The sequence below is a fragment of the Desulforhopalus singaporensis genome, from assembly GCF_900104445.1.
In the GTDB taxonomy this organism is placed as follows: domain Bacteria; phylum Desulfobacterota; class Desulfobulbia; order Desulfobulbales; family Desulfocapsaceae; genus Desulforhopalus_A; species Desulforhopalus_A singaporensis.
Window position 1 is genome coordinate 152,156 of record NZ_FNJI01000003.1, and the last position, 26,274, is coordinate 178,429.

General features: G+C 54.3%; 17 protein-coding genes. 6 read left to right on the plus strand and 11 right to left on the minus strand.

From position 1 onward, the window contains the following. Nucleotides 1-21: 21 nt before the first annotated feature. The 3 genes from BLQ17_RS02755 to BLQ17_RS02765 are packed head-to-tail and all read right to left on the minus strand — an operon-like array spanning nt 22 to nt 2,762. A complete protein-coding gene (locus BLQ17_RS02755; RefSeq protein WP_092219553.1) occupies nt 22-810 on the minus strand; it encodes an IclR family transcriptional regulator in 789 nt (262 codons plus the stop codon). Further along, the gene (locus tag BLQ17_RS02760; protein ID WP_092219555.1) at nt 800-1,723 is read right to left on the minus strand and encodes a hydroxymethylglutaryl-CoA lyase; all 924 of its coding nucleotides are present in this window, start codon (nt 1,721-1,723) and stop codon (nt 800-802) included. The genes BLQ17_RS02755 and BLQ17_RS02760 overlap by 11 nt, the downstream gene beginning before the upstream one ends. Before the next feature lie 46 nt (nt 1,724-1,769). Next, the gene (locus BLQ17_RS02765; protein WP_092219557.1) at nt 1,770-2,762 is read right to left on the minus strand and encodes a zinc-dependent alcohol dehydrogenase; all 993 of its coding nucleotides are present in this window, start codon (nt 2,760-2,762) and stop codon (nt 1,770-1,772) included. Between the two features lie 546 nt (nt 2,763-3,308). Here BLQ17_RS02765 and BLQ17_RS02770 point away from each other — a divergent pair. Together BLQ17_RS02770 and aroB are read left to right on the plus strand one after the other, a co-directional pair. After that, nucleotides 3,309-4,166: a sugar phosphate isomerase/epimerase family protein gene (locus BLQ17_RS02770; RefSeq protein ID WP_092219559.1), complete on the plus strand. Its 858-nt coding sequence runs from the start codon at nt 3,309-3,311 to the stop codon at nt 4,164-4,166. A 357-nt stretch (nt 4,167-4,523) separates the two neighbouring features. Continuing rightward, nucleotides 4,524-6,119 (plus strand): 3-dehydroquinate synthase, encoded by a 1,596-nt coding sequence (gene aroB, locus BLQ17_RS02775; protein WP_092219560.1) that lies wholly within the window; start codon nt 4,524-4,526, stop codon nt 6,117-6,119. Between the two features lie 129 nt (nt 6,120-6,248). Here aroB and BLQ17_RS02780 read toward each other — a convergent pair whose 3' ends face one another. Then, a complete protein-coding gene (locus tag BLQ17_RS02780) occupies nt 6,249-7,868 on the minus strand; it encodes an amidohydrolase (protein ID WP_092219562.1) in 1,620 nt (539 codons plus the stop codon). A 508-nt stretch (nt 7,869-8,376) separates the two neighbouring features. On the opposite strand from BLQ17_RS02780, the gene BLQ17_RS02785 reads away from it, so the two are divergent. Continuing rightward, the gene (locus BLQ17_RS02785) at nt 8,377-8,625 is read left to right on the plus strand and encodes a GlsB/YeaQ/YmgE family stress response membrane protein (protein ID WP_092219564.1); all 249 of its coding nucleotides are present in this window, start codon (nt 8,377-8,379) and stop codon (nt 8,623-8,625) included. A 79-nt stretch (nt 8,626-8,704) separates the two neighbouring features. Here BLQ17_RS02785 and BLQ17_RS02790 read toward each other — a convergent pair whose 3' ends face one another. Beyond that, a complete protein-coding gene (locus BLQ17_RS02790) occupies nt 8,705-10,144 on the minus strand; it encodes a sigma-54-dependent transcriptional regulator (protein WP_092219566.1) in 1,440 nt (479 codons plus the stop codon). A 191-nt stretch (nt 10,145-10,335) separates the two neighbouring features. On the opposite strand from BLQ17_RS02790, the gene BLQ17_RS02795 reads away from it, so the two are divergent. The 3 genes from BLQ17_RS02795 to BLQ17_RS02805 all read left to right on the plus strand — a co-directional run bounded on the left by BLQ17_RS02795 (nt 10,336) and on the right by BLQ17_RS02805 (nt 17,149). After that, a complete protein-coding gene (locus BLQ17_RS02795) occupies nt 10,336-12,372 on the plus strand; it encodes a VIT domain-containing protein (RefSeq protein WP_092219568.1) in 2,037 nt (678 codons plus the stop codon). A gap of 22 nt (nt 12,373-12,394) precedes the next feature. Further along, nucleotides 12,395-13,060, plus strand: coding sequence for a rhomboid family protein (locus BLQ17_RS02800; protein ID WP_092219570.1), 666 nt, complete (start codon nt 12,395-12,397; stop codon nt 13,058-13,060). A gap of 234 nt (nt 13,061-13,294) precedes the next feature. Further along, on the plus strand, nt 13,295-17,149 hold the full coding sequence (locus BLQ17_RS02805; protein WP_176761053.1) for an MFS transporter: 3,855 nt from the start codon (nt 13,295-13,297) through the stop codon (nt 17,147-17,149). Between the two features lie 72 nt (nt 17,150-17,221). Here BLQ17_RS02805 and BLQ17_RS02810 read toward each other — a convergent pair whose 3' ends face one another. From BLQ17_RS02810 to BLQ17_RS02835, 6 genes are all read right to left on the minus strand, one after another. Next, on the minus strand, nt 17,222-17,809 hold the full coding sequence (locus BLQ17_RS02810; RefSeq protein WP_092219697.1) for a DJ-1/PfpI family protein: 588 nt from the start codon (nt 17,807-17,809) through the stop codon (nt 17,222-17,224). A gap of 228 nt (nt 17,810-18,037) precedes the next feature. Next, a complete protein-coding gene (locus tag BLQ17_RS02815; RefSeq protein ID WP_218121703.1) occupies nt 18,038-19,555 on the minus strand; it encodes a DHA2 family efflux MFS transporter permease subunit in 1,518 nt (505 codons plus the stop codon). A gap of 5 nt (nt 19,556-19,560) precedes the next feature. Continuing rightward, nucleotides 19,561-20,703, minus strand: a complete 1,143-nt coding sequence (locus BLQ17_RS02820) for an HlyD family secretion protein (RefSeq protein WP_092219575.1) — start codon at nt 20,701-20,703, stop codon at nt 19,561-19,563. 66 nt (nt 20,704-20,769) lie between these two features. After that, on the minus strand, nt 20,770-21,204 hold the full coding sequence (locus tag BLQ17_RS02825) for a MarR family winged helix-turn-helix transcriptional regulator (RefSeq protein ID WP_092219577.1): 435 nt from the start codon (nt 21,202-21,204) through the stop codon (nt 20,770-20,772). 202 nt (nt 21,205-21,406) lie between these two features. Continuing rightward, nucleotides 21,407-24,907 carry a YhaN family protein gene (locus tag BLQ17_RS02830; protein WP_176761054.1) on the minus strand — a complete coding sequence of 1,167 codons (3,501 nt, stop codon included), beginning with the start codon at nt 24,905-24,907 and terminating at the stop codon, nt 21,407-21,409. Further along, nucleotides 24,904-26,163, minus strand: coding sequence for a metallophosphoesterase family protein (locus BLQ17_RS02835; protein WP_092219581.1), 1,260 nt, complete (start codon nt 26,161-26,163; stop codon nt 24,904-24,906). The genes BLQ17_RS02830 and BLQ17_RS02835 overlap by 4 nt, the downstream gene beginning before the upstream one ends. Between the last annotated feature and the right edge of the window lie 111 nt (nt 26,164-26,274).

The following is a 26,274-nucleotide window of genomic DNA, read 5'->3' on the forward strand; positions in this document are numbered from 1 at the left end:
TACAGCTACGGATCGGGGTTGTCAGAAGGTGCCCATCAGGCGGGATATTTCACCGGCGCTATCTTGCAGCGGCGGAAGCAGACGTTGTTCATACTCCTCTTTGTTGAAGAGGTGAACCGGGCCGACTATGGCAACAGCCGCCTGGACATTTTTTTCAAAATCAAATATCGGTGCGGCTATGGCAGCAACTCCCTCTTCCCGGCCTTCCATGTTGAAAGCGAAGCCTCTTTTCCTGATTTCAATCAGCTCCTGCCGGATCGTATCAACGGAAACTATGGTCTTTTCAGTGAACTTTTTATACTCGGCCTGTTCCAGCACTTTTTCGACAAAGCTTTCATCGGCATAGGCGAGCAGCACTCTTCCGGCGGCGGTGGGGGTAAGCTCCATATACTCCCCTTCGTTTATCGCATACACCAGCCTGGTGGTGCCCACCTCACGCGCCATACAGATACATTTCATCCCGTCGAGAACGAAAAGGGCGCTGGAAAGACCGGTGGAAAGACTTAGCTGCCTCATCAGCGGCTCGGCGATGGACTTGAGGGAATTGGTCTTTTCGTATGCTTTTCCAAGCACCATCAGTTTGGGGCCGAGGCGATAGTTCGAACGCGAAGTTTTTACCAGGTACCCGGTAGCTATCAGGGTTCCGCAGAGCCGATGGATACGGCTTTTGTACATGCCTGTCTGCTCACACAGCTGATTGAGCGAAAACTCTGTCTCCTGGAGACTGAAACAGTCCATAATCTCCATAGCCCGAACTACGGCATCGACAAGTTGCTTACTGTTGCTCTGTTTATCTTCCTTAGCAGCCATTTTGTTTTCCTGAAGCAAGAACCATACTCATTCTGCCGGGCAGACGCCTGGTGAGAATTTTTTCCAATGCTGCCACTGTAGTGCAAATAGCCTCTATGTCAATCCCTGTATCCAGGCCCAGCAAAGAAAACATGTTCACCGCATCTTCGGTCGGAACATTGCCGGCAGCGCCCTTGACAAAGGGGCAGCCGCCCAGCCCTCCGGCACAGACATCAAACGTCCTGACGCCGGCAAGATACCCCGCATACATGTTTGCCAGCCCGAGTCCCCTGGTATCGTGGAGATGAAGGGATATCGACACCTCCGGAAATCTTGTCGATATTCTCGCAACCAGATCGGCGACACCGGCTGGACTTGCCATGCCGGTGGTGTCAGCCAGATTAATTTCCCTCGCGCCCGCATCAACAAACCGCCTGGCCGCCTCCTCCACCGACTGCACAGCTATCTTCCCCTCATATACGCAGCCGAAAGCACATTGAATACCCGCTCTTACCTCCATGCCCCTGTCAATCGCCCCGGTAATCAGAGAGGTCATTGCGCCAAGCGCTTCTTCCGCCGATTTGCCGGCATTTTTCCGGCTGTGGGTGTCGCTTACGGAAACCGACATGCTCAAATGTCCGATACCGCAGTCAAGGGCACGCTCAAGCCCCCTGGCGTTGAGGATCAGCGCAGAGAGCTCGGTTTCGCTTCCACCCCCCCGGGCAGTTATCTCCCTGATCAGTTGATCAGTGTTGGCCATCTGGGGAACCAGACGCGGATGGACAAAGGAGCCGACCTGAATTCTTTTCACCCCGGCAGCAGCCAGGCTCCGGTATAATTCAAGTTTTTCCTCCAGCGAAAAAACTCTCTTTTCAACCTGCAGCCCGTCCCGTAATGTTTCGTCTTCCAATACAATAGCGTCCGGATCATTCATCTTTGCCAACCCTGTTCTTCCTGTTTTTTTCTACGATCGTTCAACGTTAACGGTTTTCAATCCGCACCAGGGTCTTGATGCGATTGGGCTGGTAAAAGTTGTGCAGATTTTCCGCAAGTCCCTCAAGATCGATGGTATCGCTGATAAGGGGGGCGGTCGCGATCCTGCCATTTGCCAGCAGCTCGATCACCGTCGGAAATTCATCGACATAGATAATCGACCCCAAAATTCTGATTTCCTTTCGAACAATAACGTCGCTTCTGATTTCATGGCCTGCCGCCGGCAGCCCGAACAGTACGATCGTGCCTCCCGGTGCCACCAGATCGATCGCCTGGCTGAGCGCTGCCGGTGAACCGCTGGTCTCGAAGACGATTTCAAATCCGGCCTGGCAATCGTCTGACAACCTTTCACACCCCTTGACGCTTCTGGCACCGCTCTGGGTTGCCAGTTCGAGCCGGCTGTCGGACAGGTCGCAGGCCACTATGTTTCTGGTAGTAAGCAAGGCAAGCTGCAGTACCAGTTGCCCAATCACCCCCGCCCCGAAAACGAGAACCCGGTCGTTTTTTTTGGGCACGGCAAAATCGAGGCCGTGCCTGGCAACGGCAAGAGGTTCGGCAAAGACAGCTACTTCGTCGGGCAGACCGTCCGGAATGTTCCATACATACGACTGGGGAACCGTAACATACTCGGCAAAAACACCGTTTCGATCTATTCCAAGCCTGACTTTGCTGCGACACACATTTTTGAGCCCCTTCAAACACATAGTACAGGTGCCGCAGGCAAGGTTGGGCTGGATGACAACTCGCTGTCCAACAACAAATCTTGACCCCGGAGCGTTGATTTCCTCAACTACCCCTACACATTCATGTCCCGGGATTACCGGAAACGGAACGTTGCACTTGCCCCTGAACAACGAACTGTCGGAACCGCAGATTCCTGCAAGTTTCACCCGTATCAGTAATTCGCCTGCGGCGGGAACCGGTTTTGCGACCTCTGCCACACTCAATGTTTCTATATCAGTTAAAAGTGCCGCTTTCACTGCTCCTCCTTTCGTACCAACTCCGGTGATACCACCCGACAGTCCAATGTTTATAAAGAGATTAATTTCATCATCTCAAGCAACAGACCTCTCAACTTCGGGCATTTTCCCCTCTGTTGCTTTTTAAAACCAACCGATCACCAGGGCGGCCCACCGCTGATATCGACAAGATAGAAACGAAATCGGCAGTAATATCTCCATCGTCACCGCCAGGCCGGAAATTTTACCCTATCGGACAAACACCAAAAGTCCTATTGTACAGAATACTGTATTCACAGACAGGATATCATCTATCCTGTCATTGTCAACTGTTTTTTAGCGTATTTTTCCGCTAACGCGCTGCGATTTGGTATTTTTGGCTCCAAGCTCACCCTCACCACAACATCCTTCCTGAAAGAACACCATCCTCTTGTAAAGAATTTTACTATTGACATTCTATGTCTCTTTTTATATCCTTTTCAAAAGAACATAATTCCACCCAACAGGACACGATGTGAAATTCCAATCACGACAACCAGAAGACACCCAGTCGGGGAGATAAAGCAAATGACACACGAATTTTCTCTTGCCCACCTCACAACTCTCAGCTGCACCCCTCCGGAACTGGTCGATATCGCCGCCAGGGCCGGATACGACTACGTGAGTATACGAATGACCCCGGTTACCGCCGAGGAAGAGCACTACCAGCTGGTAACAGACAGAAAACTGATGAAAGAAACCAAGGCGCGCCTGGCAGATACCGGAATTTTAGTTCTCGACGTCGAACTCATCAGACTCGATCCACTCACCGAACCCGAATCCTGTCTCGGGTTCCTCGAAGCGGGAGCGGAGTTGGGAGCTAAAGGGGTTATCGCCCAGCTCCCGGATCCTGACCGGAAAAGGGCCACCGACAGGTTCGCAAGACTCTGCGATCTCGCCGCACCCTTCAACCTCACGATCAATCTTGAATTTCCTTCGTGGACACAAACGCCCGACCTGAAAGCTGCCGTCGATGTTCTCAGGGCTGTCGATAAAGACAACGCGGGAGTGCTGGTGGACACCCTCCATTTCGACCGCTCACGCTCAAGCCTTGAACTGCTCCGGCAACTGCCCGGAAGCTGGTTCAACTTCATCCACCTCTGCGATGCTCCGGCGAAGCATCCAGACAGTGTCGAAGGGGTGATTCATACTGCCCGTGCAGACCGCTATTATCCCGGCGAAGGTGGAATTGATATCAAACAGATACTCGACTCTGTTCCGACTGTGCCTTTCTCCCTTGAGATTCCCAACGACAGGCGGATAAAGCGGTACGGCCGTCTCGAATACGCCAGAAGAGCACTCGAGGCGAGCAGGAGATTTTTCGCTGACCGGGACAACTGCCACAACGATCAGAAAAGCAGGATTCTCATGGCGGTCAACCAGTAGCCATTATTGCAAAAGCAGAACAACCAACACACTGCAACCTGAGCACCGCGGCACAGCCGACAGCGTCAGGCCCACCCCCGCAGAACAGTCGCCCCCCGTCCATAAACCCGCCTGATTCGACAACACGATGTTGATACGGAAGACAAACAATGTTATGTACCTCTTACAGCGTGAAGTACACGACATTTTTACAGCCCCGGGCGTCTGCCCGGGAAAACGCAACCCATGTTTTCCAAGAACCCTGTACTTTGATGCTGCTGCCGGATATATATCACGGTAAACAGCCGCATCCTTTCTAGATACCGGCAATCTATTTCCAACCGCAGGGCAACATAAACCGAACAACAAAACAGAATCATGCAGAAAAACGACAAACAGAACATAGTACTGACTGGGTTCATGGGCACTGGTAAAACCTCTGTCGGCAAGCGGCTGGCATCGGAGCTGAACCGAAAATTTGTGGATACCGACGAACTTATACAGGAGCGGCAGGGCATCAGCATACCGGAAATTTTTCGTCAGCATGGAGAGGCCGCATTCAGGAAAATGGAGTCCGATATCGCCAGGGAGCTGGGACAGCAGGAAGGGCTGGTCATTTCCACCGGGGGCCGACTTATGCTCGATCCCGCCAATGCCGCCGCCCTGAGCCAGAAAGGGCGGGTGTTCTGTCTGGTGGCGACCCCGCAGGAGATTCTGTCAAGGATCAAGAAAGACAAGGAACACACGAGGCCTCTGCTCGAAGTCCCCAACCCGAGCGAGCACATAGTCGAACTATTAAAAGAACGTCAGCAGGGCTACAACCGTTTCCAGAAAATTATCACCGATGACAAGGACCCGGCCGAAGTCACCAGCCACCTGCTTGACATGTTCAGGGAACATCCCAAACGGATTTCCATAGACCACCCGGCCCACCCATACGATTATGTGGTGGGAAGCGGCATACTGCCATTCGTCAGGCAGCTTGCCGAGGTGCCGGGCCCCCTGGTTGTAATAACCGACACCACCGTAAACGAACTCTACGGCCAGAGCTGCGGCGAGGTCGATCATATCATCACCATTCCGGTCGGCAACCAGCACAAAACCCTTGCCACCGTCCAGGATATTTACGACCAGCTGCTCGATATCGGGTTTGACCGTTCAGGGACAATAATGGCACTGGGCGGCAGCGTGGTGGGCGACATAGCCGGGTTTGTCGCCGCCACCTATATGCGGGGGGTAAACCTGATCCAGTGTCCCACCAGCCTGCTGGCAATGGCCGACACCTGCATCGGCGGCAAAACAAGTATCGATCTGGCCCGGGGGAAAAACCTGATCGGCGCATTCAAGCAGCCGTCGGTTGTCATCGCGGACATCGCCCTGCTGCAGTCCTTGCCTCACCGGGAATTTATTTCCGGCATGGCCGAGGTGATCAAACACGGACTTATCGCCGACTCCGACCTGTTGGAAAAGGTGATAAACGGCGACTGGCACACCGAGGCGGCCACCCTCCACACGTCTCTGTTTGAACTGCAGGCCCTGGTCGCCCAGGCTATCCAGGTAAAGGTTTCCATCGTCCGGGAAGACCCCATGGACCGGGGCATCAGGTTCTCGTTAAACCTCGGTCACACCTTCGCCCATGCCATCGAGCAGGTGAGCGGCTACACCATCCGCCACGGTGAAGCGGTGGCCATGGGGCTTGTCGCCTCGGTCAATCTCTCCGCCCGGCTGGGTCACTGCGGTGCCGACCTGCAGCAGCGTCTGGAAACCGTCCTTGCAGGGGTCGGCCTGCCGGTACGCATTCCCGGTCTGTCCACCGAAGAGCTGCTCAAGGCCATGGAAAACGACAAGAAAAGAGTCGGGAAAATCAACAGATTCGTACTGCTGGGAAAAATCGGCCAGCCGTTCACCGCCGACAACGTCGACACCAGGGCGGTCATCGACACCCTCAAGGAGATCACCACGTCTTCCGATTGATCTCTTGTGTACCGGTGCCTGCGCGGTTAAATGGTGTGAACCTTTTTCATGCCATTACCGCCAGTTCCGGATGAATAATCGATAAAAATCGCCCAGCTCCAGCCGCCCGGCGCAGGCGGGCCTGTCTCTTTACCGGCAAAAGACAATCCTGCCGTCAAAAACGGTAATGTCAACCGTTGCCTCAGACAACGCCGATAAAGAGCCGGAGAGGATGTTCCGGTTCAACACCACCAGGTCGGCGCGGCGGCCGGGCTCGATCACCCCCAGGCAGGGAGCGTTGTGCACATCTGCGGGCACCGCGCTATAGCAGCGCAGCGCCGTTTCCACCGCCACCCTGGCCTGAGGATACCAACCGCCTGCGGGAGTTCCGTCGCTGCGCTGCCTGAAAACCGCAGCCCGTATCCCGGCAAGAGGGTCGGGGTCGCAGACAGGACAGTCGGAGCTGAACATGACCGGCAAGCCGGTGTCGACCAGCTGTCGGATACAATAGGCCCACGCCCCTCTCTCGCCAAGCGCCTTCTCTATAAGATTTATATCGAGTACCAGATTAGCCGGGGTCACGTTCAGTGCCAGGGGCAGACGCCGCAGCCGCGCTATATCCCGCGGCTGAATCACCTGGACATGTTCTATCCGGTGACGAACACCGGGCAACCCGTAACGGTCAAGCCTGCGCCTGTCTTCGAGATTTTCAAAGATCGAAATGACTTCCCGGTTGGCACGGTCGCCTATGGCATGGACCATTACCGCAAGGCCGTTGCGGTCGGCCTTACCGATCTCCTGTGCCAGTACCTCCATATCCGCCAGGGGCATGCCGCACTCCGCATCACGATAGGGATCGACCATCCAGGCGGTTCGAGCCCCCACCCCGCCGTCGGCAAAATATTTGACATGTCCCAGCCGCAGCCGGTCACTACCGAAACCGGTCCGCAGCCCGAGCTCAATGCACTCATCCAGCCGTTCGCCGGGCAGACCAACCCAGCAGCGAAGGTCAAGACTGTTTTCCTCCTCAAGCTGCCTGAAAACCTGCAGGGCGGTACCGCCATCCCTGTCGGCCATCAGCCGGACGTCGTGGATGGAGGTAATGCCCCTTCGGTGCAACTGCGCCATCGCCTCCAGGAAGGCACCCTTTATTTCATCCGGGCCAGGCGGGGGCACAACCTCCCGCACCAGATTTATAGCCAGTTCGCGCAGGACTCCCGTGGGCCGGCCTGAAGTATCCCGCTCAATCCTCCCCTCCGCCGGGTCCGCGCTGCCGCCATCGATTCCCGCCAACTTCAGGGCCATACTGTTGGCTACCGCAAGATGAAGGTCGCACCGCCACAGCAAAACGGGATTTTTCGGAGCGATCCTGTCAAGGTCGTCCCTGGAGATCGTGGAGGGACTGTCCCACTCCGTCTCGTTCCATCCCTGGCCGACAATCCAAGTTCCGGGCTCTCTTCTAGCGACCGCTTTTTTCAAACGCCCAAGCAGCTCTTCAAGACTTGCAAGCCGATCAAGCTGCAACCCGCTCCTGTTGTTGGCCCATTCATAAAAATGGATATGGGTATCGATAAATCCGGGCACCACAAGACGGCCGTCCAGGTCAATTTTTTCCGTTTCAAAACCGGCAAGAGACAGCACCTCCTCGTCGCCGCCAACCCTCAAGATCGTACCGTTCCCGACCGCAACCCCAGTTGCAGAAGAGCCGCCGGGTAAAAAGACCGTTCCGTTGAAAAAAACAATATCGGCAGCAGACGGCCGCGATAACATATTCACACTATAAACCTCTCGGAAAAGGATCGCCGCAGTTGACGCAAAGCTTTATTTGAGGGTGATACCTGCATGGCCAGAGTTTCAATCCAAAAGGAATACCACCCTCTGTAACCATGTCAATATCTCTTCTCCACTACTGTAAACGAACCACACCACCATATCAACAGCCGCCACCACGGCTCTGCCCGCGTAGAAACACTCTGCATGTTTCTTCGTGACCGGAGAAGTTGCCAGGCAAAGCAAAACATCATCCTGTCAACATATATGATCGTCGGTTGATTTCCATGAATTTTCTGCTAAACCCACAATGCATTAACGCTAAGAATCAACACCGTAAGAAAGGGGATCCTCGGGCGACAGCAGCCAAAACTTACCGAAATCTTACCATATTTGACACATCATGCGGTTGCCGGACCTCTTTTTCGTTGTTACTGTGTAAGCGGAAAAGGGATCGCCTAGGCGACACCCGCAACGAAACTCATCATCCCAGAACAACGAGGATATAATGAACATCATTTCCTGGATTTTTCTCGGAATTATTGCCGGAGCACTGGCTAAACTGCTTATGCCCGGCAAAGACGGCGGCGGCATTTTCTTAACTATAGGCCTGGGAATCGGTGGTGCTTTTGTCGGCGGATGGGCCGGGTCGTTTGTCGGACTGGGCACCACCGGAGGACTCAGCCTGCCGAGCATTGCGACCGCAACGGCCGGCGCCTTCATCATCTTGCTTGTCTATAGGTTAATAAAGAAATAGGCTCCGGTGCAGGAGGCACCCATCCGGGCCCAGCCCGGGAATATGGCGGCTTTCAAAGCAGGGAGCGGAAAAGCTGTGATCAGCTGCCTTGTGACTGGATATATTTCCTGACCGTCCGCCGATCAAGATCCATTATCCTGGCAACTTCCTCATAGGTTCCGTGCTGCCGGTAGAGATAGGCGGAATATTGCGCCAGCAACTGCTGGGCGGTCAGCTTGTTATTCAGCGTCACCCCGGCACGGTTGTCAGCCGGATGGGCCTGCTGCCAGTCATAGCTGTTTTTCAGAAGAAACCTTCGCACACACTGCTCAAGCTCCCGGATATTACCCGTCCACTGGTAATTTTCCGGCTGATGGCGAAGGATATAATCATAGGTCTTTTCGATGAGCTCATCCGACTCCTCCCCGGTAATGCGGCGCACTACCACATCGAGAAGCTCCCGGAGCTCCTCCGGGTTCTCGGCCAGCCTCTGCCTGAGCGGCGGAACCTCTATGACGTCGGAGCAGAGCCGATAATAAAAATCCTCCCGAAACTCACCGGTTTTCAGCAAAGTTTCCAAATTCTTGTTGGTGGCCGCAATAACCCTGCCGGAAAATTTCTCCTGCCGGTGACTACCGACCGGGGAAAAGCTCCGCTCCTGAAGAACCTGCAGCAGCTTTATCTGGACCGGCACCGCGACATCGCCGATCTCATCGATAAATATTGCGCCGCAGGGGCTGCACCTGGCGAAGATGCCGTGATGGTTTTCCACCGCGCCGGTGAAAGCACCTTTTTTGTGACCGAACAGCTCGGACTCTATCAACTGCTCAGGAAACTGGGAAAGGTTGATCGAGACAAATGTTTTGGCAAAACTCTCGCTGAAAGTGTGGGTTTTATCGTTGTAGGGAATATAACCGGACCGGCCAATCGCCGCAGCCGCCATTCCTTTGCCGGTACCGGTTTCCCCCAGGATCATGGTCGAGAAATCTTCCATCCGGTCCCAGAGATACCTGTCGTAGAGGCGAATGTCCCCCGTGAACACATTGTTCCACAAGGTTCTTCGCAGCTCCATGACGCAATCGCTCTTTCCGGCGATCCTGCTGATAAAGTAATAGGCACGCCGCATCTGAAAAAAAAGCGACACGAACCGGACAATGTCGACCTCGGGTATCCCGGAGTTGTGGAGCATCGACATGACGTCCCGGCCAAAGTTGAGCCGGCAGCACTCTTCCCCACTCTTTATCTGGGTCCGGATATGCTCGTCGTACCGGTCGCAGAACAGGTGGAAGATGTAAAACAGCTTACCGAATTTCAACAACTCAAGATCATCCCGGCCAAGAGCTCGCCCCCCGTCCCGCTGCTCCACGGCAGCAATCGTCCCGCCCACCTTTGCCACCAGGCGATCGAGAATTTCAGCCAGCGCCGCATTTTCCGGCATTCTTGCCGCACTACGGTCAAGCTCTACCCTTTTTGGGCCAAACGGGTTGGCAAAGATCGCCTCACGTACAGTTGTAAAAAATTCCCTCTCAGACGGCTTCATCGCTGCTCCCTGTGTTCATATTTTGTACAAGACATACTACATAAAATGAACATGACCAGGCAATAAAATATGAGCCCACTCCGCCACATTTTTTATTTTCACATTATTTTAAAACGTTATCAGACATTAACTCCCTGGCACAATTCGTGCTGTAACCATGACAACCACCAACCATTTTCAAGGAGGATGTTATGGACAAGAGAAACCACCGATGTTCAATTTTCAGCGCAGCGGCCACCGCCATAGCAATTCTGGTCATCCTGATCCTGTTTGGCCAATCCGCCCGTGGAGCAGGACTGTTGAAACCGAAAAACGGGAAGGATTCTGACATTTCCATCAAGTCGCACAAGGTGTCGGTAATCATCAACAACGGTTTCGCCAAAACGGAAGTCGACCAGGTCTTCGTCAACACCAGGGACAAAGATCTTGAAGCTTTCTATACCTTTCCGGTGCCAAGACAAGCCAGCCTGTCGGAGTTGAGCCTGTGGATCGACGGGAAAGAGGTTATCGGCGAGGTACTGGCCAGGGAAAAGGCGAAACAGGTCTATGAAAAAGAAAAGGAACAGGGGCACCAGACCGCACTATCAGAAAAAGACCAGTACATGAGCTTCAAGGTATCGGTCTATCCGGTAAAGGCCATGGCTGAAACCAGGGTCCGCCTGGTCTACTACCAACCCCTGACCATCGACCTCAATGTCGGGAGATATGTCTATCCTCTTGGTGAAGGTGGCGTGGACGACGAGAGGATCGCGTTCTGGTCCGTCGACTCCGCCGTCCTTGAGGAATTCTCCTTCGACCTGCTCCTGAAGTCGGCCCAGCCTGTCAAGGACATCAGGCTGCCAGGCTACTCGCAACTGGCAACCATTGAAAAACTGCAAAACGAAAAAGAACAGGCGGGCGAGCAATACCGGGCCGCTTTTACCAACAAAAACGGCGCGACCCTGGAGCAGGATGTTGTCTTCTACTATCGGCTGGACGATTCCGTACCGGCCCGGCTCGAGCTTGTTCCCTACCGGGAGAACAACAAACAGCCGGGAACCTTCATGCTGACCGTCACCCCCGGTGCATCTCTTCAGGAAATCACCGAAGGCACCGACTGGGTTTTTATCCTCGATATCTCAGGCTCGATGGCGGGCGACAAGATCGACACACTTGTAAGAGGCATTTCCAAGGCCTTGAGCAAGATGGCCGCAGCCGACCGTTTCCGTATCATCACTTTCAACAACTCCGCAACCGATTTGACCGGGGGGTTTGTCGACGCAACGCCGGACAACATCAGCCGGATAACCGGCCGCCTCAACAGTGTCAGTGCCGGAGGCGGGACCAACCTGCACCTGGGACTCCGCCAGGGGCTGGCCCGAAGCGACAGGGAGCGGACCACATCGGTGGTCCTGGTTACCGACGGGGTGGCCAATGTCGGGAAAACCGACCACCAGAGTTTTCTCTCGCTCATAAAGGAAAAAGACCTGAGGCTTTTTACCTTTATCATCGGCAACAGCGCCAACACCGGGCTGCTCGACAAACTGACCAGGGCTTCGGGAGGATTCACCATGGATATTTCCCCCCGCGACGATATCTACGGTCGTATCCTGCAGGCAAAGAACAAACTGTTTTACCAGGCCCTGCACCAGGCTGAGATATCGTTTTCCGGAGGGGGAGTCAAGGAGGTTACGCCCAGGGTCATCGGCTCTCTTTACCGCGGCCAACAGCTGGTGCTGTTTGGCAAGTACACCAGGCCGGGACCGGTAACGATTAATTTCAGCGCCAAAATATCGGGGTCGCCAAAAACGTGGCTATGCAGGACCGTTCTGCCCGAGATCGCAACGGAAAACCCGGAACTCGAACGTCTGTGGGCCCTGTCGGCCATCGACCAGATCAAGGACGAAATCGACACCTTCGGCGAGACGACAGACCGCAGGCAGAACATGGAAAACCTCGGGGTCGAATACTCCCTGGTAACCGACTACACCTCAATGGTGGTGGCCCACGACCTCACCACGGATGGCGAGACACCCCTGCAATCCAACAGGCAGAGGGTCGCACGCGAGAGGACGGCCCAACAGCACAAGGCGTTGCACGGTGTTAACAACTATCGGGCGGACAAGACCGAAAACGGCGAGATGTTCTCCGGCAGCCCTTCTCCAGGTGTCGGTTCAGGACCCGTCTCCCCGCTGATGTTCCTGGTGGCCTGCGCCGGTATCATCTTTTGCACAGCCAGGAAAAAATAACCCGCAACCAGAGACCGGTGCCATGAGACGATACCTGAAAACAGTGCAGAACCACTGGATCTATCTTGCTGGAGCACTCCTTTTGGCAGGCTGCAACCTGCACCTGTTCAGGGGAGTGGCCCCTTCGGCCCTGATCTACAGCCATGACGCGGTGATGGCCGGACAGTGGTACCGCATCCTCACCCATTCACTGGTCCACGTGAGCTGGTACCACCTGCTGCTTGACGGCAGCTGTACAGTGGTACTGCTCAGAACAATGGACATACCGGCACCCGTAAAAATTGGCGCCGCACTTTTCTGCCAGCTCTCAAGTCTCCTGTTTTCAGTCCTCTTTTCACCGCTTATTCGCCTGACAGGCTTCTGCGGACTTTCCGGAATCGGACACGGGTTGATGTTCATGGCCGGCATATTGTGGCTTTTTCCGAAAAAACAGGAACAGCCGGGTGGCCGGGGAGCCAGGATCTTCGGAGGATTGTTCTGCCTGCTCAGCCTGGCCAAAAGTTTCGCTGAGCTCTATACCGGCGATCTATTCTTGCTGTCGTCGCACCAGGGCTATCTCGGCACGCCGATTATCCATGCCCATGCGGGAGGGGTTATCGGCGGCGGCGCGGCAGCCCTGGTCATGAGATGGATGGACCGCAAGAAAACCGCAATCCCTGTCGACAAGTTGCGGAGTCAACCATATTGAAGGGAACGCCTAATCGATTTTCCCTGCCGACACCGGAAGCCGCACATTGCATGTACACCACAAAACACAAAATGTACACCGGCTGTGCCTTTAGCTATTAAAACAACCGCATGTTTATTTTTTTACCGCACGATTTCAACAACTTAAGAAATACATTCTGTTGGCACGGATCATGCTTTTCACAACCCAGTCAACCATTTCATGAAAAACACATTTTCCCACAGGAGAAAGACAATGGCCGGGACAAACAGAATTGAAAATCGACCTTCCTTTATCGCCATGGCTGCAACCTACTGCCTCGGCGTTTTTAACGACAACTACTTCAAGCAGGCGGCGATGCTTCTCGCCGTTGCTGCAAGCCTTAACCACCTCCAGGGCTGGGCCGCAATGCTTTTTTCGCTGCCTTTTATTATCTTTTCTGCGCACGGTGGATGGTGCGCCGACAGGTTTTCGAAAAAGAGGATGATTATCCTGTCCAAAGCTGTTGAACTCGGTGCCATGCTCATAGGAGCCGCCGGCCTTATCACCGGCAACTGGCCGTGCATCCTGGCAATGGTCTTTCTCATGGGACTGCAGTCCACTTTTTTCAGCCCAGCCCTCAACGGCTCCATCCCCGAGATTTTTTCCACAAAATCGGTACCAAGAGTCAATGCCGTGCTCAAACTTGCAACCACCGTTGCCATTTTAGCCGGAATAGCGCTTGCCGGATTTTCCCTGGACCTGAAATACAACACATTCGCCCCCTCACCGGGAATCCTGGTCATTGCGGCGGTGACCGTAGCGGTGTCCCTGGCAGGGCTTGCCGCAAGCCTGTTCATCGCCCACCGCCAGAAAGCGTCCGGGCAAAAGCCTTTTCCCTGGCTCGGTCCCTACAATTCCATAAAAGACCTGGTTGAGATCAGCAAAGACAGGGAGCTCTTGCTCGCAATTTCAGCCGACGCCTGGTTCTACTTTATCGCCTCCATTACCATCCTGGTCATCAACAGCCTCGGCATTGAACAGTTCCGGTTCAGCCAGACCGAGACCAGTCTTCTCAGCGTATGCCTGATGCTGGGCATATGCGCCGGCTCTCTTGCCGCCGCAAAAATTGTCGATCTTGACCGCTGGTCGAGATCGCTGCAACTCTCGGGGCTTGTCATGGCGCTGGGCCTGATTCTGGCCGGCTGCAGTCTATTTGTGGCCGACAGCTTCAAGTTGAGATGGCTGGCCCTGGCCCTGACACTGGCAGGTACCGGCGGAGGCCTGTTTCTTATTCCGGTCACCTCGTTTCTCCAGGTTCGCCCCGAATCCAAAGAAAAAGGCAGGGTGCTCGCCGCTTCAGGCTTCAGCTCCTTTACCGCAATCCTGCTCTCCGGTTTTCTGTTCAACGTCGGCGCACAACACCTGCAGCCGACATCGTTCATGGTCCTACTCAGCGCGGCAGCATTTGGTGCCGCCCTGCTGTTCGGCCTGTTTGGCTCGAACTTCGTCGATCTGAACCGGCTACTGGCGACCCGGCTTCTCAGGGCGGTCCTGGCGCTGCGCTACCGGGTCGAGGTGAAAGGCCTTGACACAATAGACACCGACGATAACCGCGGCATCCTGTTCCTGCCCAACCACCCGGCCCTCATCGATCCGGTCATCGTCATGTCGGTCCTGATACCCGGTTTCTCCCCCCGTCCGCTGTCCGACGAGAACCAGGTGGACAAGCCAATACTCCGCACCCTGCTCAAGCCCGTAAAACCGATCACCATTCCCGATCTTGCCAAAAACGTTAAATCGGGAAGAAAGCGGGTAAAAGAAGGACTGGACAAAGTCGTTGCCTGCCTCAATGAAGGAAACAACATCCTCTTCTACCCCTCCGGTCGTCTGTTACGGACCGGCCGGGAAGACCTCGGGGCCAACTCGGGGGTGGAATATATCCTCGACAATGCGCCGGGGATAAGGATCGCCCTGGTACGGACCACCGGACTCTGGGGGAGCAGCTTCAGTCACGGGTCGGGGAGTCCTCCGTCTTTAACCGGAAATATCGTCAACCATCTTAAATCAATAGTGGCAAACGGATTTTTCTTTGCCCCGAAACGGCGAGTCACCGTCGAAGTCTGTGAAGATCACCGGCTTGCCGGCTGCACCGGAAAAACCCAGATCAACCGCTGTCTCGAAGACTACTACAACGAGAGAACCGCACCCAGCATCCAGGTACCCTATTACTGGTGGCAGAAGAGCAGGCCCGGGGTTGTTGCTGAAAACGTGTCGCCAAAACGCGTTGCAGTACCCGGGAACATCGCGCCCTCCATACAGCATCTGGTCACTGCAAAAATAGAAGAGCTTGCCGGCATCAAAGCGGAAGGCTCATTCCGGCTGGCGCAGGATCTCGGTCTCGACTCTCTTTCCACCATGGAGCTTAGCAGCTGGATCGAAAACGAATATGGGGCGACTATTGACAACCCGGGTGCGCTCGAAACCGTCAACGACTGCATTCTCGCCGCAGCTGGCAGGCTGCAGCACAACAGCGAGGCCGGGAATACTCAGATTCCACCAGAATGGTTTAATGACAACAAAGAAAGCCTCACCTGTTGCCACGGCTTAACCATAGCCGAAGTTTTTTACAGGAAAGCGGTTACAGCCCCGGACCGGCCAATCATCGCCGACCGGATTGCCGGAGTCAAAACCTACCGCGACGTCCTGACCGGAATCTTCGCCCTGCGTCCGCTGCTGCAAAATCTGCCGGGCAAATCTATAGGCATCATGCTCCCTGCGACAACGGCTTCTGCCATCGTCTACCTGGCCGCACTTTTCAGCGGCAAAACCCCGGTGCTGTTCAACTGGACGGTCGGGTTGAAAAACCTGGCCCACGGCATCGAACAGACCAGGGTCAGCCACATCATCTCCTCGGCCCAGCTCTGTGAGCGGATCGAGGAACAGCAGGAGATAGATCTCTGTTCGCTGGGGATTACCTGGCTTCACCTGGAAAAGATAAAAGATGATATCGGTCTCGCTGAAAAAGCCGGCGCGTGGTTGCGGGCACGGTTTTATCCGCAAGGCCTTCTGCGCCAGCCTGTGGGCGATACCGCTGCCGTGCTTTTCACCAGCGGCTCCGAATCGATGCCCAAAGCGGTCCCGCTCACCCATGCAAACATTCTCGCCAACATGAACGATTTCAGCAAGATGGTAAAACTTGACAACAGTCACAGGCTGGCAGGAATGCTCCCGCCGTTCCATTCCCTCGGCCTGGTCGGAACGATCATCCTCCCGCTGTGTCTGGGACTGAAGACCGTTTACCATCCGAATCCGACGGAGCCGGTTATCCTGGCCAACATTATCGACAGCTATAAGGCATCTATGCTCATCACCACTCCCACGTTTTTAAGCAACATCCTGCAGGCCGGGACCACAGAACAGCTGTCATCGATAAACCTGGTTTTCACCGGTGCCGAGAAATGTCCTTCCCGCACCAGAAAGGCGCTTTGCGCAGTCAACCCCGACGCCAGACTCTGTGAAGGATACGGCATCACGGAATGTTCTCCGCTGGTCAGCATCAACGTACCGGAAGATCCCCGCGAGGGCACCATCGGTGCACTACTGCCGTCCATCGAGTACGTCCTGGTCGACGACGACTGCACCCGGGAGGTGGAAGAAGGCGGGCGGGGGCTGCTGCTGGTAAGGGGGCCCAGTGTCTTCAACGGCTACCTGAACCAGGACAAGGGCAACGGATTCCGCCGATTCAACGACAAGACCTGGTACCAGACCGGCGACTACGTCCGCATCGAAGACGGCCACCTGGTCTTCTGCGGGCGCAGGAAGCGGTTCATTAAGATTGGCGGAGAAATGATCTCCCTGCCCGCCATTGAAGACGCGCTTCTTAATGAAATGGGGATACGCCACGAGGCGGGGCCCGAACTTGCGGTGGAGGCCACCGGTGATGAAAGCCATCCGGAGATAGTTCTGTTTTCCACCCGTAAGCTTAATCGGTACGAAATCAACGACAGGCTGCGCCGGGCAGGGTTTTCCGCCCTGCACAACATCCGCAGAACGATCACGGTAACAGAAATCCCCGTGCTCGGCACCGGCAAGACCGATTACAAACTGCTCAAGCAATTGCTTGCGTGACCACCGCGTCCGAAATTGTCCGTACCCGGACGGTGCCTTGTAAACTAAGAGCTCCGTCCGGACAACCATCAATCACGGTTCGATGGTCGAACCGAGAACTTCAAGAAACTTACGCATCCACTCCGGATGACCGGGCCATGCCGCCGCTGTGACGAGATTGTTGTCGACAAAGGCATTGGAGAAAGTCTCGTTCACCTCGCCCCAGATGGCACCGGCCGCCACAATATCAGGTTTGACGGCGGGATAGGCGGTACACAGCTTTCCCTTGAGGACGCCTGCCGCAACCAGGATCTGCTGACCGTGACAGATGGAGGCAATCGGTTTGCCGGTATCGGCGAATTCCCTGACAATATCGAGAAGTCGCTGATCGAGCCGCAGATATTCGGGCGCGCGGCCTCCCGGCAGCACCAGCCCATCGTAATCGCCGGGACTAACCGTTGAAAAGTCTGTATTTACGCCAAAATTATGGCCGGGCTTCTCGCTGTAGGTCTGGTCTCCCTCAAAATCATGGATCGCCGTTTTCACCGAGTCACCGGCCTCTTTGCCGGGACACACGGTATGCACCGTATGGCCGACCATGGTCAGAATCTGAAACGGCACCATCGCCTCATAGTCCTCGACATAGTCACCCACGATCATCAGGATCTTTTTTTGAGCCATCATCTCCTCCTTTATCGAAAACAGATACATAAAACAGATAGGCACGAGAATGTATTGTGCCATATTTTCACAGACAAAAACAACAACAATCGGTCCTCTCCCGCGGCCGAGAACATTGCCGTCCCGTAAGACCGGAGAGGAGCGCTGGCTGGAAAAACAGATCGAATTTTATCGCCGATACCGACCGGAACAGGCCGCAACTGCTCGGCCACTAATCTCGGCAGCACCTCAGGAACGTCCACCCTTGCCCTTGAACAGCAGCAGCAGCGGAATTGCCGCGACGGTAATCCACATGATCAACCTGAAATCGTTGAGGTAACTGATGGTGAGCGCCTGTCGGCTCACTTCTGCGTTGAGGGCCGCGGCACCGGTGGCCGTCGTCCAGTCCCACACCGAGGGCAGACTCCCGGGGGTCATGACCGGACGAAACGGGTTGATGAATTCGGCAAGATCGGCGTGGTTAACCTGGGCATTGCGGGCCAGCATGGTGACGACCACTGAAATGCCGATGCTGCTGCCGATATTTCGAATAAGGCTGTACATTGCCGTTCCTTCCGTGCGGAAACGGGCCGCCAGGGTTGAAAAGGTGTTCGTGCTGAGCGGTACGAACACAAATCCGAACCCGAACCCCTGGATCACGCTGGTCAGGACAATCGCCGATTCGGGCACCTCGGTGGTAAACCGCGTCATCATGAAAAGTGCGACAATAGTCAGGCTAAGTCCGGCCAGTATGAGCAGACGTGCGTCGATTTTGTCGACGAGCCGGCCGACCAGCACCATCGCCAGCATGGTTCCCATGCCCCGCGGCGCCAGAAGATAGCCCGTGGTAACCACCGGAAATCCCATCAACTGCTGCATAAAAGGCGGCAGCAGCGCCAGGGTGGCAAGCAGCGTTACTCCTATCACAAACATCAGGATGAGCCCGCCGATAAAATTGCGGTCACGGAACATCGCAGGCGGAATAAAAGGGTCGTCCGCCGTCAGGGTATGCACCACAAACATGTAGAGACAGAGAATTGCGGTCACGGTTTCAACAACAATCTCGCTGCTGGAAAACCAGTCCAGAGACTGGCCCCGATCAAGAAGAAGCTGCAGGGAACCAATGGCGATACTGAGCAGGAAAAAACCGAAATAATCAAAGCGCTGGCTGTCGCTCACCCGGGTCTCCCTGACCGATGCCAGGATTCCGCCGAAGGCGAGGAGTCCCACCGGCAGGTTGATATAAAATATCCAGCGCCAGTTGTAAAATTCGGTGATATACCCCCCCAGCGACGGACCGATGATGGGACCGACCATAACCCCGAGCCCCCATATGGCCATAGCCGAACCATGCTGCTCCCGGGGGTATGTATCGAGCAGCACCGCCTGGGACAGGGGAACCAGTCCGGCCCCGAAAACCCCCTGCAGCAGACGGAACAAAACGATCTGGAACAGCGTTTGCGAGGTCCCGCACAGCACCGAGGAAAGGGTAAACCCGGCAACGGAGATGAGGAAAATCCTTTTTCGTCCGAGCTGCGCGGCAAGCACCCCGGTCACCGGAGTCATAATTGCCGCTGCCACAATATAGGAGGTCAGCACCCAGGAGATCTGATCCTGGGTAGCCGACATCGCCCCCTGCATGTTTGGCAGGGCGACATTGGCGATGGTGGTATCTATTGCCTGCATCACCGTTGCAAGCATGATGGAGATGGTAATCAGCCCCCTTGAAGAGGCGGACTCGACAACCTGGCCGGTGGACGCTGACATGTTGTTTACTGTTTGCCCGAAGATGCCAGGGTGCCTGCCAAAACGCCGGTTTCGGTCAACCTCCTGCTTATCCAGCCGGGCAGCGGCCGGTGATATTCAGTGTCTATTGTCACCGTGGTGCTCATTCCAGAACGGAGAACCCGGTTGCCGGAATAATTGTCGACAACGATCCGGACCGGAATCCGCTGCACCACCTTTACCCAGTTTCCGGTAGCGTTCTGCGCCGGAATTATGGAAAATTCACTGCCGGTTCCGGGGCTGATGCTCTGTACCGTGCCGGTAAACTCGAAATCGGGATAAGTATCGACTTCAATGGACACTTTCTGGTCAGCTCTCACATGGGTTAGCTCCGTCTCCTTCAGGTTGGCTTCAATCCAGAAACCGCTGTCGGCGACAAGGGCCATGATCGGCATCCCGGGGGCCACATGTTTTCCCACCCTGGGAAGTTTGGTCACCCGACCGTCAAAAGGCGCAACCACAGTTGTCTTTTCAAGATTCAGAGCAGCCTCTTCCACCGTCGCCCTGGCGAGCCGGTAACTGGGCAATCGATCAATAGGGATCTCGGGGTCGCCTTTGAGTTTTGCCAGGATCTGTTCCATCTCGGTGTCGATGATCTTGAACCGGTGCCGGCTGAGCGCAAGGTTATGCTCGGCGTCATCGAGCTGCGCCTTGGCGACAGCCTGGTTGGAGTCAAGGTTCGACAACCGGCCAAACTCCTTTTTCGCGTAGGCGATATTACTTTCGGCGAGCCTGAGCTCGTTGACCTTCTGGCTGTACTCGGCCTTGAGCTTGGTGATTTCTGCCTCCGCCTCCTGAAGGCTGGCGCGAGCCTGTTCAAGCGCGATAGTGTAGGAGCGGTCATCGATTTTCAGAAGAGGCGTACCTTTTTTTATGGAGGCGTTCTCCGCAACCATCACCTCTACTATGGTCCCGGAGACCTCGGCACTGACGGCTACCTTGTCGGCCTGGACATATGCATTGTCGGTTTCCACGAACCTGCCGCCGGTCAGATAGAAAAACAAGGAGACCGCAACGACCACAAGGGGGCCGAGAACAAGGAAAAAAAGCCGGATAGATTTCTTTTTCCCCGGCGATGGGCCTGACCGGGGACGGGGGCTGGTATCCGGTTCTTGCCGCGTATCAGTCATGAGCCGTCCTTTGCTTGCTTGAGGTTTTGCTGTCAGGGGAAAAAAGACAGGCTGCAGCCTCCCGTTTTACACCCGTGACAGATTTGTTTTTATTTTTTTCAGGGCGGCGGCCAGAATGGTGAACTCTTCGTCGCTGACCCCCCGCAGAGCCTTCGCTCTCGTCTCCAACGCCTTTTCCTGCATGGTCGCCAGAAGAGGCCGGGCTTTTTCAGTCAGATAGAGCCGCACTGCACGCCGGTCCCTTTCGTCCGGTTTCCTTACCACCCACCCCTGTTCGACAAGCCGGTCGATCAGCCGCGTAACTGTTATCGGCTTTACTTCCAGCAGATCGGCGATAAGCGACTGGTTGCAGCCTTCCTGGCGGGCAATATGGACGATGGCCCGCCACTGTACCTGGGTGAGGCCCAGATAGTGCACCCTCTGGTCAAAGTCGCGCCGCATCAGCCGGGACACTTCGTAAACCAGGAATCCAATACTATCTTCAGGGTTCGGAGACTTCATAATCCCTCATTATATGCATCACGATTATTATAAGCAACACTTAATAAATTGTTAAAACACGTATCTCAATAATATTACGTTGTTATCAAACATATAGTCTGCCGGATTCGCTCCCCCGGAGACTAACACGGACCGAAAAAAAGCGCAGACACCCCAGTACAGGGCCATACGCGAAATGGAGAAAGAAATAATGTCTGCCAGGTTATAACATATGAATCACCACTTCTTCTGTTTTCCCTACTGTCTCTGCATCGTCAATCAATTGGCGATGATGGGTGAAGAGAATAACCTGATTTTTCCTGCTGAAGCGGGCAAGGGTCCCAAGAGTAGCCCGAGACCTGTCATCATCGAAATTAATCAAAATATCATCAACGATAAATGGCATCGGTTCACTGGTCTGCATTCTCCATTCAAGTGTTGCAAGGCGCAGGGAAAGATAGAGCTGATCACGGGTACCGTCGCTCATTCCATTGACACTTGTCCATTTGTTGTCTGGCCGTACTCCTTCGAGTACAGGTTCTCCTTTATCGTTGACATCGGCCCTTAGGCCTGCAAAGGAATGCAGTGTCAGTTCTGCAAAATAGTCAGACGCAATCCGAAGTACGGGATCTTGATGTTTTTCCCGGTAACGTTCTATCTCTTGCTGCAAAATCCTGGAAGCAAGCTTAACTCGTGTATAGCGCCCGGCAAGTCGTCTGATTTTTGCCAGTTCCTGCTCCATTTTTTCAGATGCATCAGCCGCTATGGAGCTACCGTCCATGGCGGCAAGCTCGTTGTTTATTTCACCAACTCGCTGTGACACAACATTAATCGCTGGGTGTATCCTGTTTTCAATATCTTGCTGCAACGATCCGATTCGCCCAGGCAACTCATCGGCATCGATCGCTTCTGCCTGGGCGATCAATTCATCAATCGTCATCCCTGCTCCTATCCTGGCCAACGTCGCCTCGCTTGTTGAAATTTTCTCCTGGAGTTTTTGGTATTCAAGAAATCTGCTGATAACTGGACCCAGCTCATCCGCCGTTTCGCACCTGGCGGCACCGAGCAGCTCCGCCATCTGGCTGTTGGCTTTTTGGAGGTGTTTTTTGCCAATGGCAATATCGGCTTGCAGTAATTCTTGCTCTCCTGTGAGTTGATCACATAAAGTTTTTTCATCTTGCGCCCGCCTGAGCAGTGCGCGCAGCTGGAGAATTGCCTGATCCAATGGCAGATCCATCAGTGACGGGGCGGCATCGACAAGGACCGATTGTATTTCTTTTTCAAGTTGACCGGCATCCCGGTCAATACCGCTGATGCGTTTTTGCAGGTCGGTCGCCTGTTTTACTTTATCCAGGCAGTTCTGCAGGGTTTCAAGGTAATCCACAGCCTCAAGCGTAGAGATCTCTTTGGTAAAGCCCAGGCCGGCTACCGCCTCCTGCCACTGCTGTTGCCAGTCAGTGAAAGCCTGTTTTGCTTCCCGATGTTCCGCAACAGTTTGAGCAGCGCTATTTTGTGCTTTATCTCGACGCTCCACCAAACGATCCCGCTCGGTCTTCTGCCGATCGATTTTATCAATGAGGGTTTCACCAAGGATCAAAACGGGACCAAGGTTTGCCGAAGATGGTACCCTGACCTTCATCCCGGTTAGGACTTTGTCCAGTTGTTGTTTCAGTTCATGCCGCCGTTTTGCTTCACTGTTCAGTTCCTCCTCTTTGGCGAAAAGATCCCCTACCCGATAACGCAGCTTTTCCATGGCCGTAAGCCAACCACTCATTTCATTTGGCGAAAGTGGCGATATGCCAAGATGTTTCCATATGTCAGCCCACTCCTGGCGGAGATTCTTTTCACGCCGGTCAAGGTCTTCTTCAAGAGCTCTGCACCCGGCCAGCACCTCATTTTGCTGTTCGATCTGGGCCTTGAAATTTGCACAGTTTGCGACACGGTCAGCTTCGTTGCGGAGTCGATCTGCAATAACGTCCGCCAGGTTTACCAACCCCTCATAAGCATCGGGAAGGTTTCTCCCAGGATCAAAATTTTGACTTTCCCGCAATACATCTTCACCGTGGAGCCAATGTCGGCGCAGCAGATGCCAGCCTGCATCCCGCTTTTTGCGAGTGGTGCTTAAATCGTTTTCCGAAGGGACTTCACCGCCGTACTGTATCCTTTTCAGCTCTGCCGCAGCACCTGTAAGCAGCATGGCGGCATCTTTGCGGTCTTTTGTTAAAACTCGCTTCTCCTCACTGATTTCACGGAATTTTTGCGCAAATCTTTGTATCGTTTCACCAAAAGGAAGGGCCAGCTCCAAAAGTGTGGTCAAGTCTCCTGACCACAACCCGATGCGCTGCAAACTTAAAAGACATTTCGTGCGATCCTGTTCAAGGTCATTTTGTGCTTTAGCTATTTTGGTGTCGATATCACCAGCTTTCCGGGCAAGCTTCACAGCCAGGTTGAGTTCGTGTGTGTCCTGGATGTCAGGGGTGGCAAAAAGACTTCCTGCGACATCTTCCAGCTCCTTTTGTGCTGCCCGGCACCGCCTGCCTGTCTGGTTGACGTTCTGCCAGACAGCTTCATATCGAGAACTCAGGGCGTGGATAGTTTTTTTCCTTAACAGCATCGGCCTCAAGGACTCAACTTCCTCAAGGGACATATCCGGTCGTACCTGCCTGAGCAGCAGACCGGCTTCCTTACGTAAATTGATCCGCATGCCATTGCGTTCAGGGCGATCTTTCTGGCCCTTTCGATACTCACCGAGACGCTGGTGAAAATCATCGACCACGTCACCCTGTTCAAGAAGAACCTTGTTTATGGAGATTCCACTTAATTTCTCATTGACCTGCTTGAGCCGCTCCAGACTTTGCTGCAGTTGAGATCTCGCTTTATCGATAGCCTGTTCTACCTGCTGGTGTTTTTCACGAATATCCGGGGGGAGGGTGACAACATCACCCAGAGCTGCACAATGCTCTTGCCAGACCTTGAGGGAGGCAAGCTCCGGAATTGCCCGCTGCAAACGCTCAAGACGACGCAATTCCTTGTTTTTAGAGTCCCGCTCCCGCTCCAGGCTGGTCCGCTCGGATTCTGCTTCCGCCAGGGCCTTGTTAAGCTCCTTCCACTGCCTGGGGGCCAGGCTGGCATCCTTGACCTCTTTTTGCAGCTCTTTAAATCTCTTAATCGCCTTGTTGATTTCCGGTCTTGACCCATTGGGTTTGAACAGGTCCGACGATTCCTGCTCCAGCCGGGCAATCACGTCTCGCAGGGAAGATATTCCTGCTCCTGCTGCAAAAAGACTCTTACCGACCTCTCCCTGCTGGGCCAGTATGTCATTACCTCCCTGCACAAGACGATTATGATCTATTCCATAAAGCGATTCAAAAATCTCAGGCTCGACACCATGGAGAAAAGCAGTTAACAGGCTGGCATCCAGAGGATTGCCATCACCATCTACAAGGTCGTTTACCCGTTTTTTACGGCGCTGGAAAATAAGCTCTTGCCCGTCCTTGTTCTCAAGATTACCCCCGACCAGAAGCTGGTCATAACTGTGGAGGAAATTATCCGGGGTCTGGGGATGAAAACCGAATAGCAGCGCTTTGAGTCCCCGAAGAGCGCTGCTTTTCCCTGCCTCGTTAGGGCCAAAAATTACATGGAGCCCCGGTCCTTGTGAATTGAATTCAAGAATACGGCTGGTAAATGGGCCAAAAGCTTTTAAGTCGAGACTCTTCAGCTTCATTTCTTCTCTCCGTGCTGAAGAAGCATCGAGATCAGCATCTCCTGGATCTCTGCACACAATTCCGCCATTTTTCCCGGAGAAGTATCCCATAGGGGGTCGTCATCCGTCTGGATCTCGGCAGGGAGCCTGGATTGTAATGCTGCAAGGTCGGGAATCGATAATATTGGATCTTCGTTACCGAGCTCAAGGTTCCAAATTGATGCAATCAAGCCCGCAATAGGAGTATCTTCTCCAACGAGTTCATCAAGATTTGCCTGGCGGGTTGTCTTGAACTTCACTGTCTCCAGCCATACCCCTCCAATACTTTCCGCAATGGCACGAAACTTTTCCGTCCACACAAACGTGCGGTCAAGAAGTTGTGCATGCACCGGGCAACGACCGGTCAGGACAAGGCGGAGCGCAACAGTTCTGCCGCAAGCCTCATCGCGTTCGTGTTCAAACGCCGCCCGTACCGCCTCATACACACTCTCGGCAGTTGTACATGTCGAAAGATCAACGTCACATACCGCCCAGCGCAGTACGTCGAGATCACGCGTTTCCACCCCGGTAATGGTACCGTCTTCAACCGTAACCAGAGTGGCTCCCTTGGCGCCCGTTTCCTTGATATGGCGCCCCTGGATATTACCGGGGAAAACAACCGTTGGATTCTCGGATACAATTTCCCGTTTATGAACATGACCCAAGGCCCAATAGTCATAGCCTTTGGACTGCAGATCGTCCAAACTGCACGGGGCGTAACTTGCGTGGTTCTCCCTGCCGGTAAGCGATGTGTGGAGCAGACCGATATTGAAATAGCCGGACTCTGACACCGGGTACTCCGCGCCAAGATTGTCAGTAACCGCCTTAAAGGCATACCCCTGGCCGTGGATGATCACCCCGAGATCATCTATTTTTTTCGATTCCGGCCTGCTGTGTGAGAAGATAAAGACGTTGTCGGGCAGGGGCAAAGCCTTGGTTGTATTGCTGGCAGCGTCATGGTTGCCGGAAACAATGAAAACCTGGATCCCGGCTTTATCCAGCCTTCCCATTCTTCCGGCAAAATAGAGGCCGGTGTTGTAATCCTTCCAGTCACCGTCATACAGGTCCCCTGCAATCAGGACAAAAGCGACTTCCTCATCAATTGCGAGATCTATGAGGTTGTCAAAAGCTCGCCTTGTTGCCCCTCTTATTTCGTCGGCAGGGGCATCCTCATGTGCTTCAAGACCTTTTAGAGGACTATCGAGGTGTATGTCTGCAGTGTGAAGAAAACGGAACATGCGTATAAATTTTCCCAGCTAAGATGTGTAGTCAAGATACAGATCACTTGCAAACCCCATCATGGTATGATTGGAGGCCGGACCATCAACAGCAGACATCAACTCCCCGGG

Bases quoted from the DNA above. Each gene is read 5' to 3' on its own strand.
- BLQ17_RS02795 (WP_092219568.1), top strand. From the start codon at position 10,336: ATGGACAAGAGAAACCACCGATGTTCAATTTTCAGCGCAGCGGCCACC.
- BLQ17_RS02830 (WP_176761054.1), bottom strand. From the start codon at position 24,907: ATGAAGCTGAAGAGTCTCGACTTAAAAGCTTTTGGCCCATTTACCAGC.
- BLQ17_RS02760 (WP_092219555.1), bottom strand. From the start codon at position 1,723: ATGAATGATCCGGACGCTATTGTATTGGAAGACGAAACATTACGGGAC.
- BLQ17_RS02780 (WP_092219562.1), bottom strand. From the start codon at position 7,868: ATGTTATCGCGGCCGTCTGCTGCCGATATTGTTTTTTTCAACGGAACG.
- BLQ17_RS02770 (WP_092219559.1), top strand. From the start codon at position 3,309: ATGACACACGAATTTTCTCTTGCCCACCTCACAACTCTCAGCTGCACC.
- BLQ17_RS02800 (WP_092219570.1), top strand. From the start codon at position 12,395: ATGAGACGATACCTGAAAACAGTGCAGAACCACTGGATCTATCTTGCT.
- BLQ17_RS02825 (WP_092219577.1), bottom strand. From the start codon at position 21,204: ATGAAGTCTCCGAACCCTGAAGATAGTATTGGATTCCTGGTTTACGAA.
- BLQ17_RS02785 (WP_092219564.1), top strand. From the start codon at position 8,377: ATGAACATCATTTCCTGGATTTTTCTCGGAATTATTGCCGGAGCACTG.
- BLQ17_RS02820 (WP_092219575.1), bottom strand. From the start codon at position 20,703: ATGACTGATACGCGGCAAGAACCGGATACCAGCCCCCGTCCCCGGTCA.
- aroB (WP_092219560.1), top strand. From the start codon at position 4,524: ATGCAGAAAAACGACAAACAGAACATAGTACTGACTGGGTTCATGGGC.
- BLQ17_RS02755 (WP_092219553.1), bottom strand. From the start codon at position 810: ATGGCTGCTAAGGAAGATAAACAGAGCAACAGTAAGCAACTTGTCGAT.
- BLQ17_RS02810 (WP_092219697.1), bottom strand. From the start codon at position 17,809: ATGGCTCAAAAAAAGATCCTGATGATCGTGGGTGACTATGTCGAGGAC.
- BLQ17_RS02815 (WP_218121703.1), bottom strand. From the start codon at position 19,555: ATGTCAGCGTCCACCGGCCAGGTTGTCGAGTCCGCCTCTTCAAGGGGG.
- BLQ17_RS02805 (WP_176761053.1), top strand. From the start codon at position 13,295: ATGGCCGGGACAAACAGAATTGAAAATCGACCTTCCTTTATCGCCATG.
- BLQ17_RS02790 (WP_092219566.1), bottom strand. From the start codon at position 10,144: ATGAAGCCGTCTGAGAGGGAATTTTTTACAACTGTACGTGAGGCGATC.
- BLQ17_RS02835 (WP_092219581.1), bottom strand. From the start codon at position 26,163: ATGTTCCGTTTTCTTCACACTGCAGACATACACCTCGATAGTCCTCTA.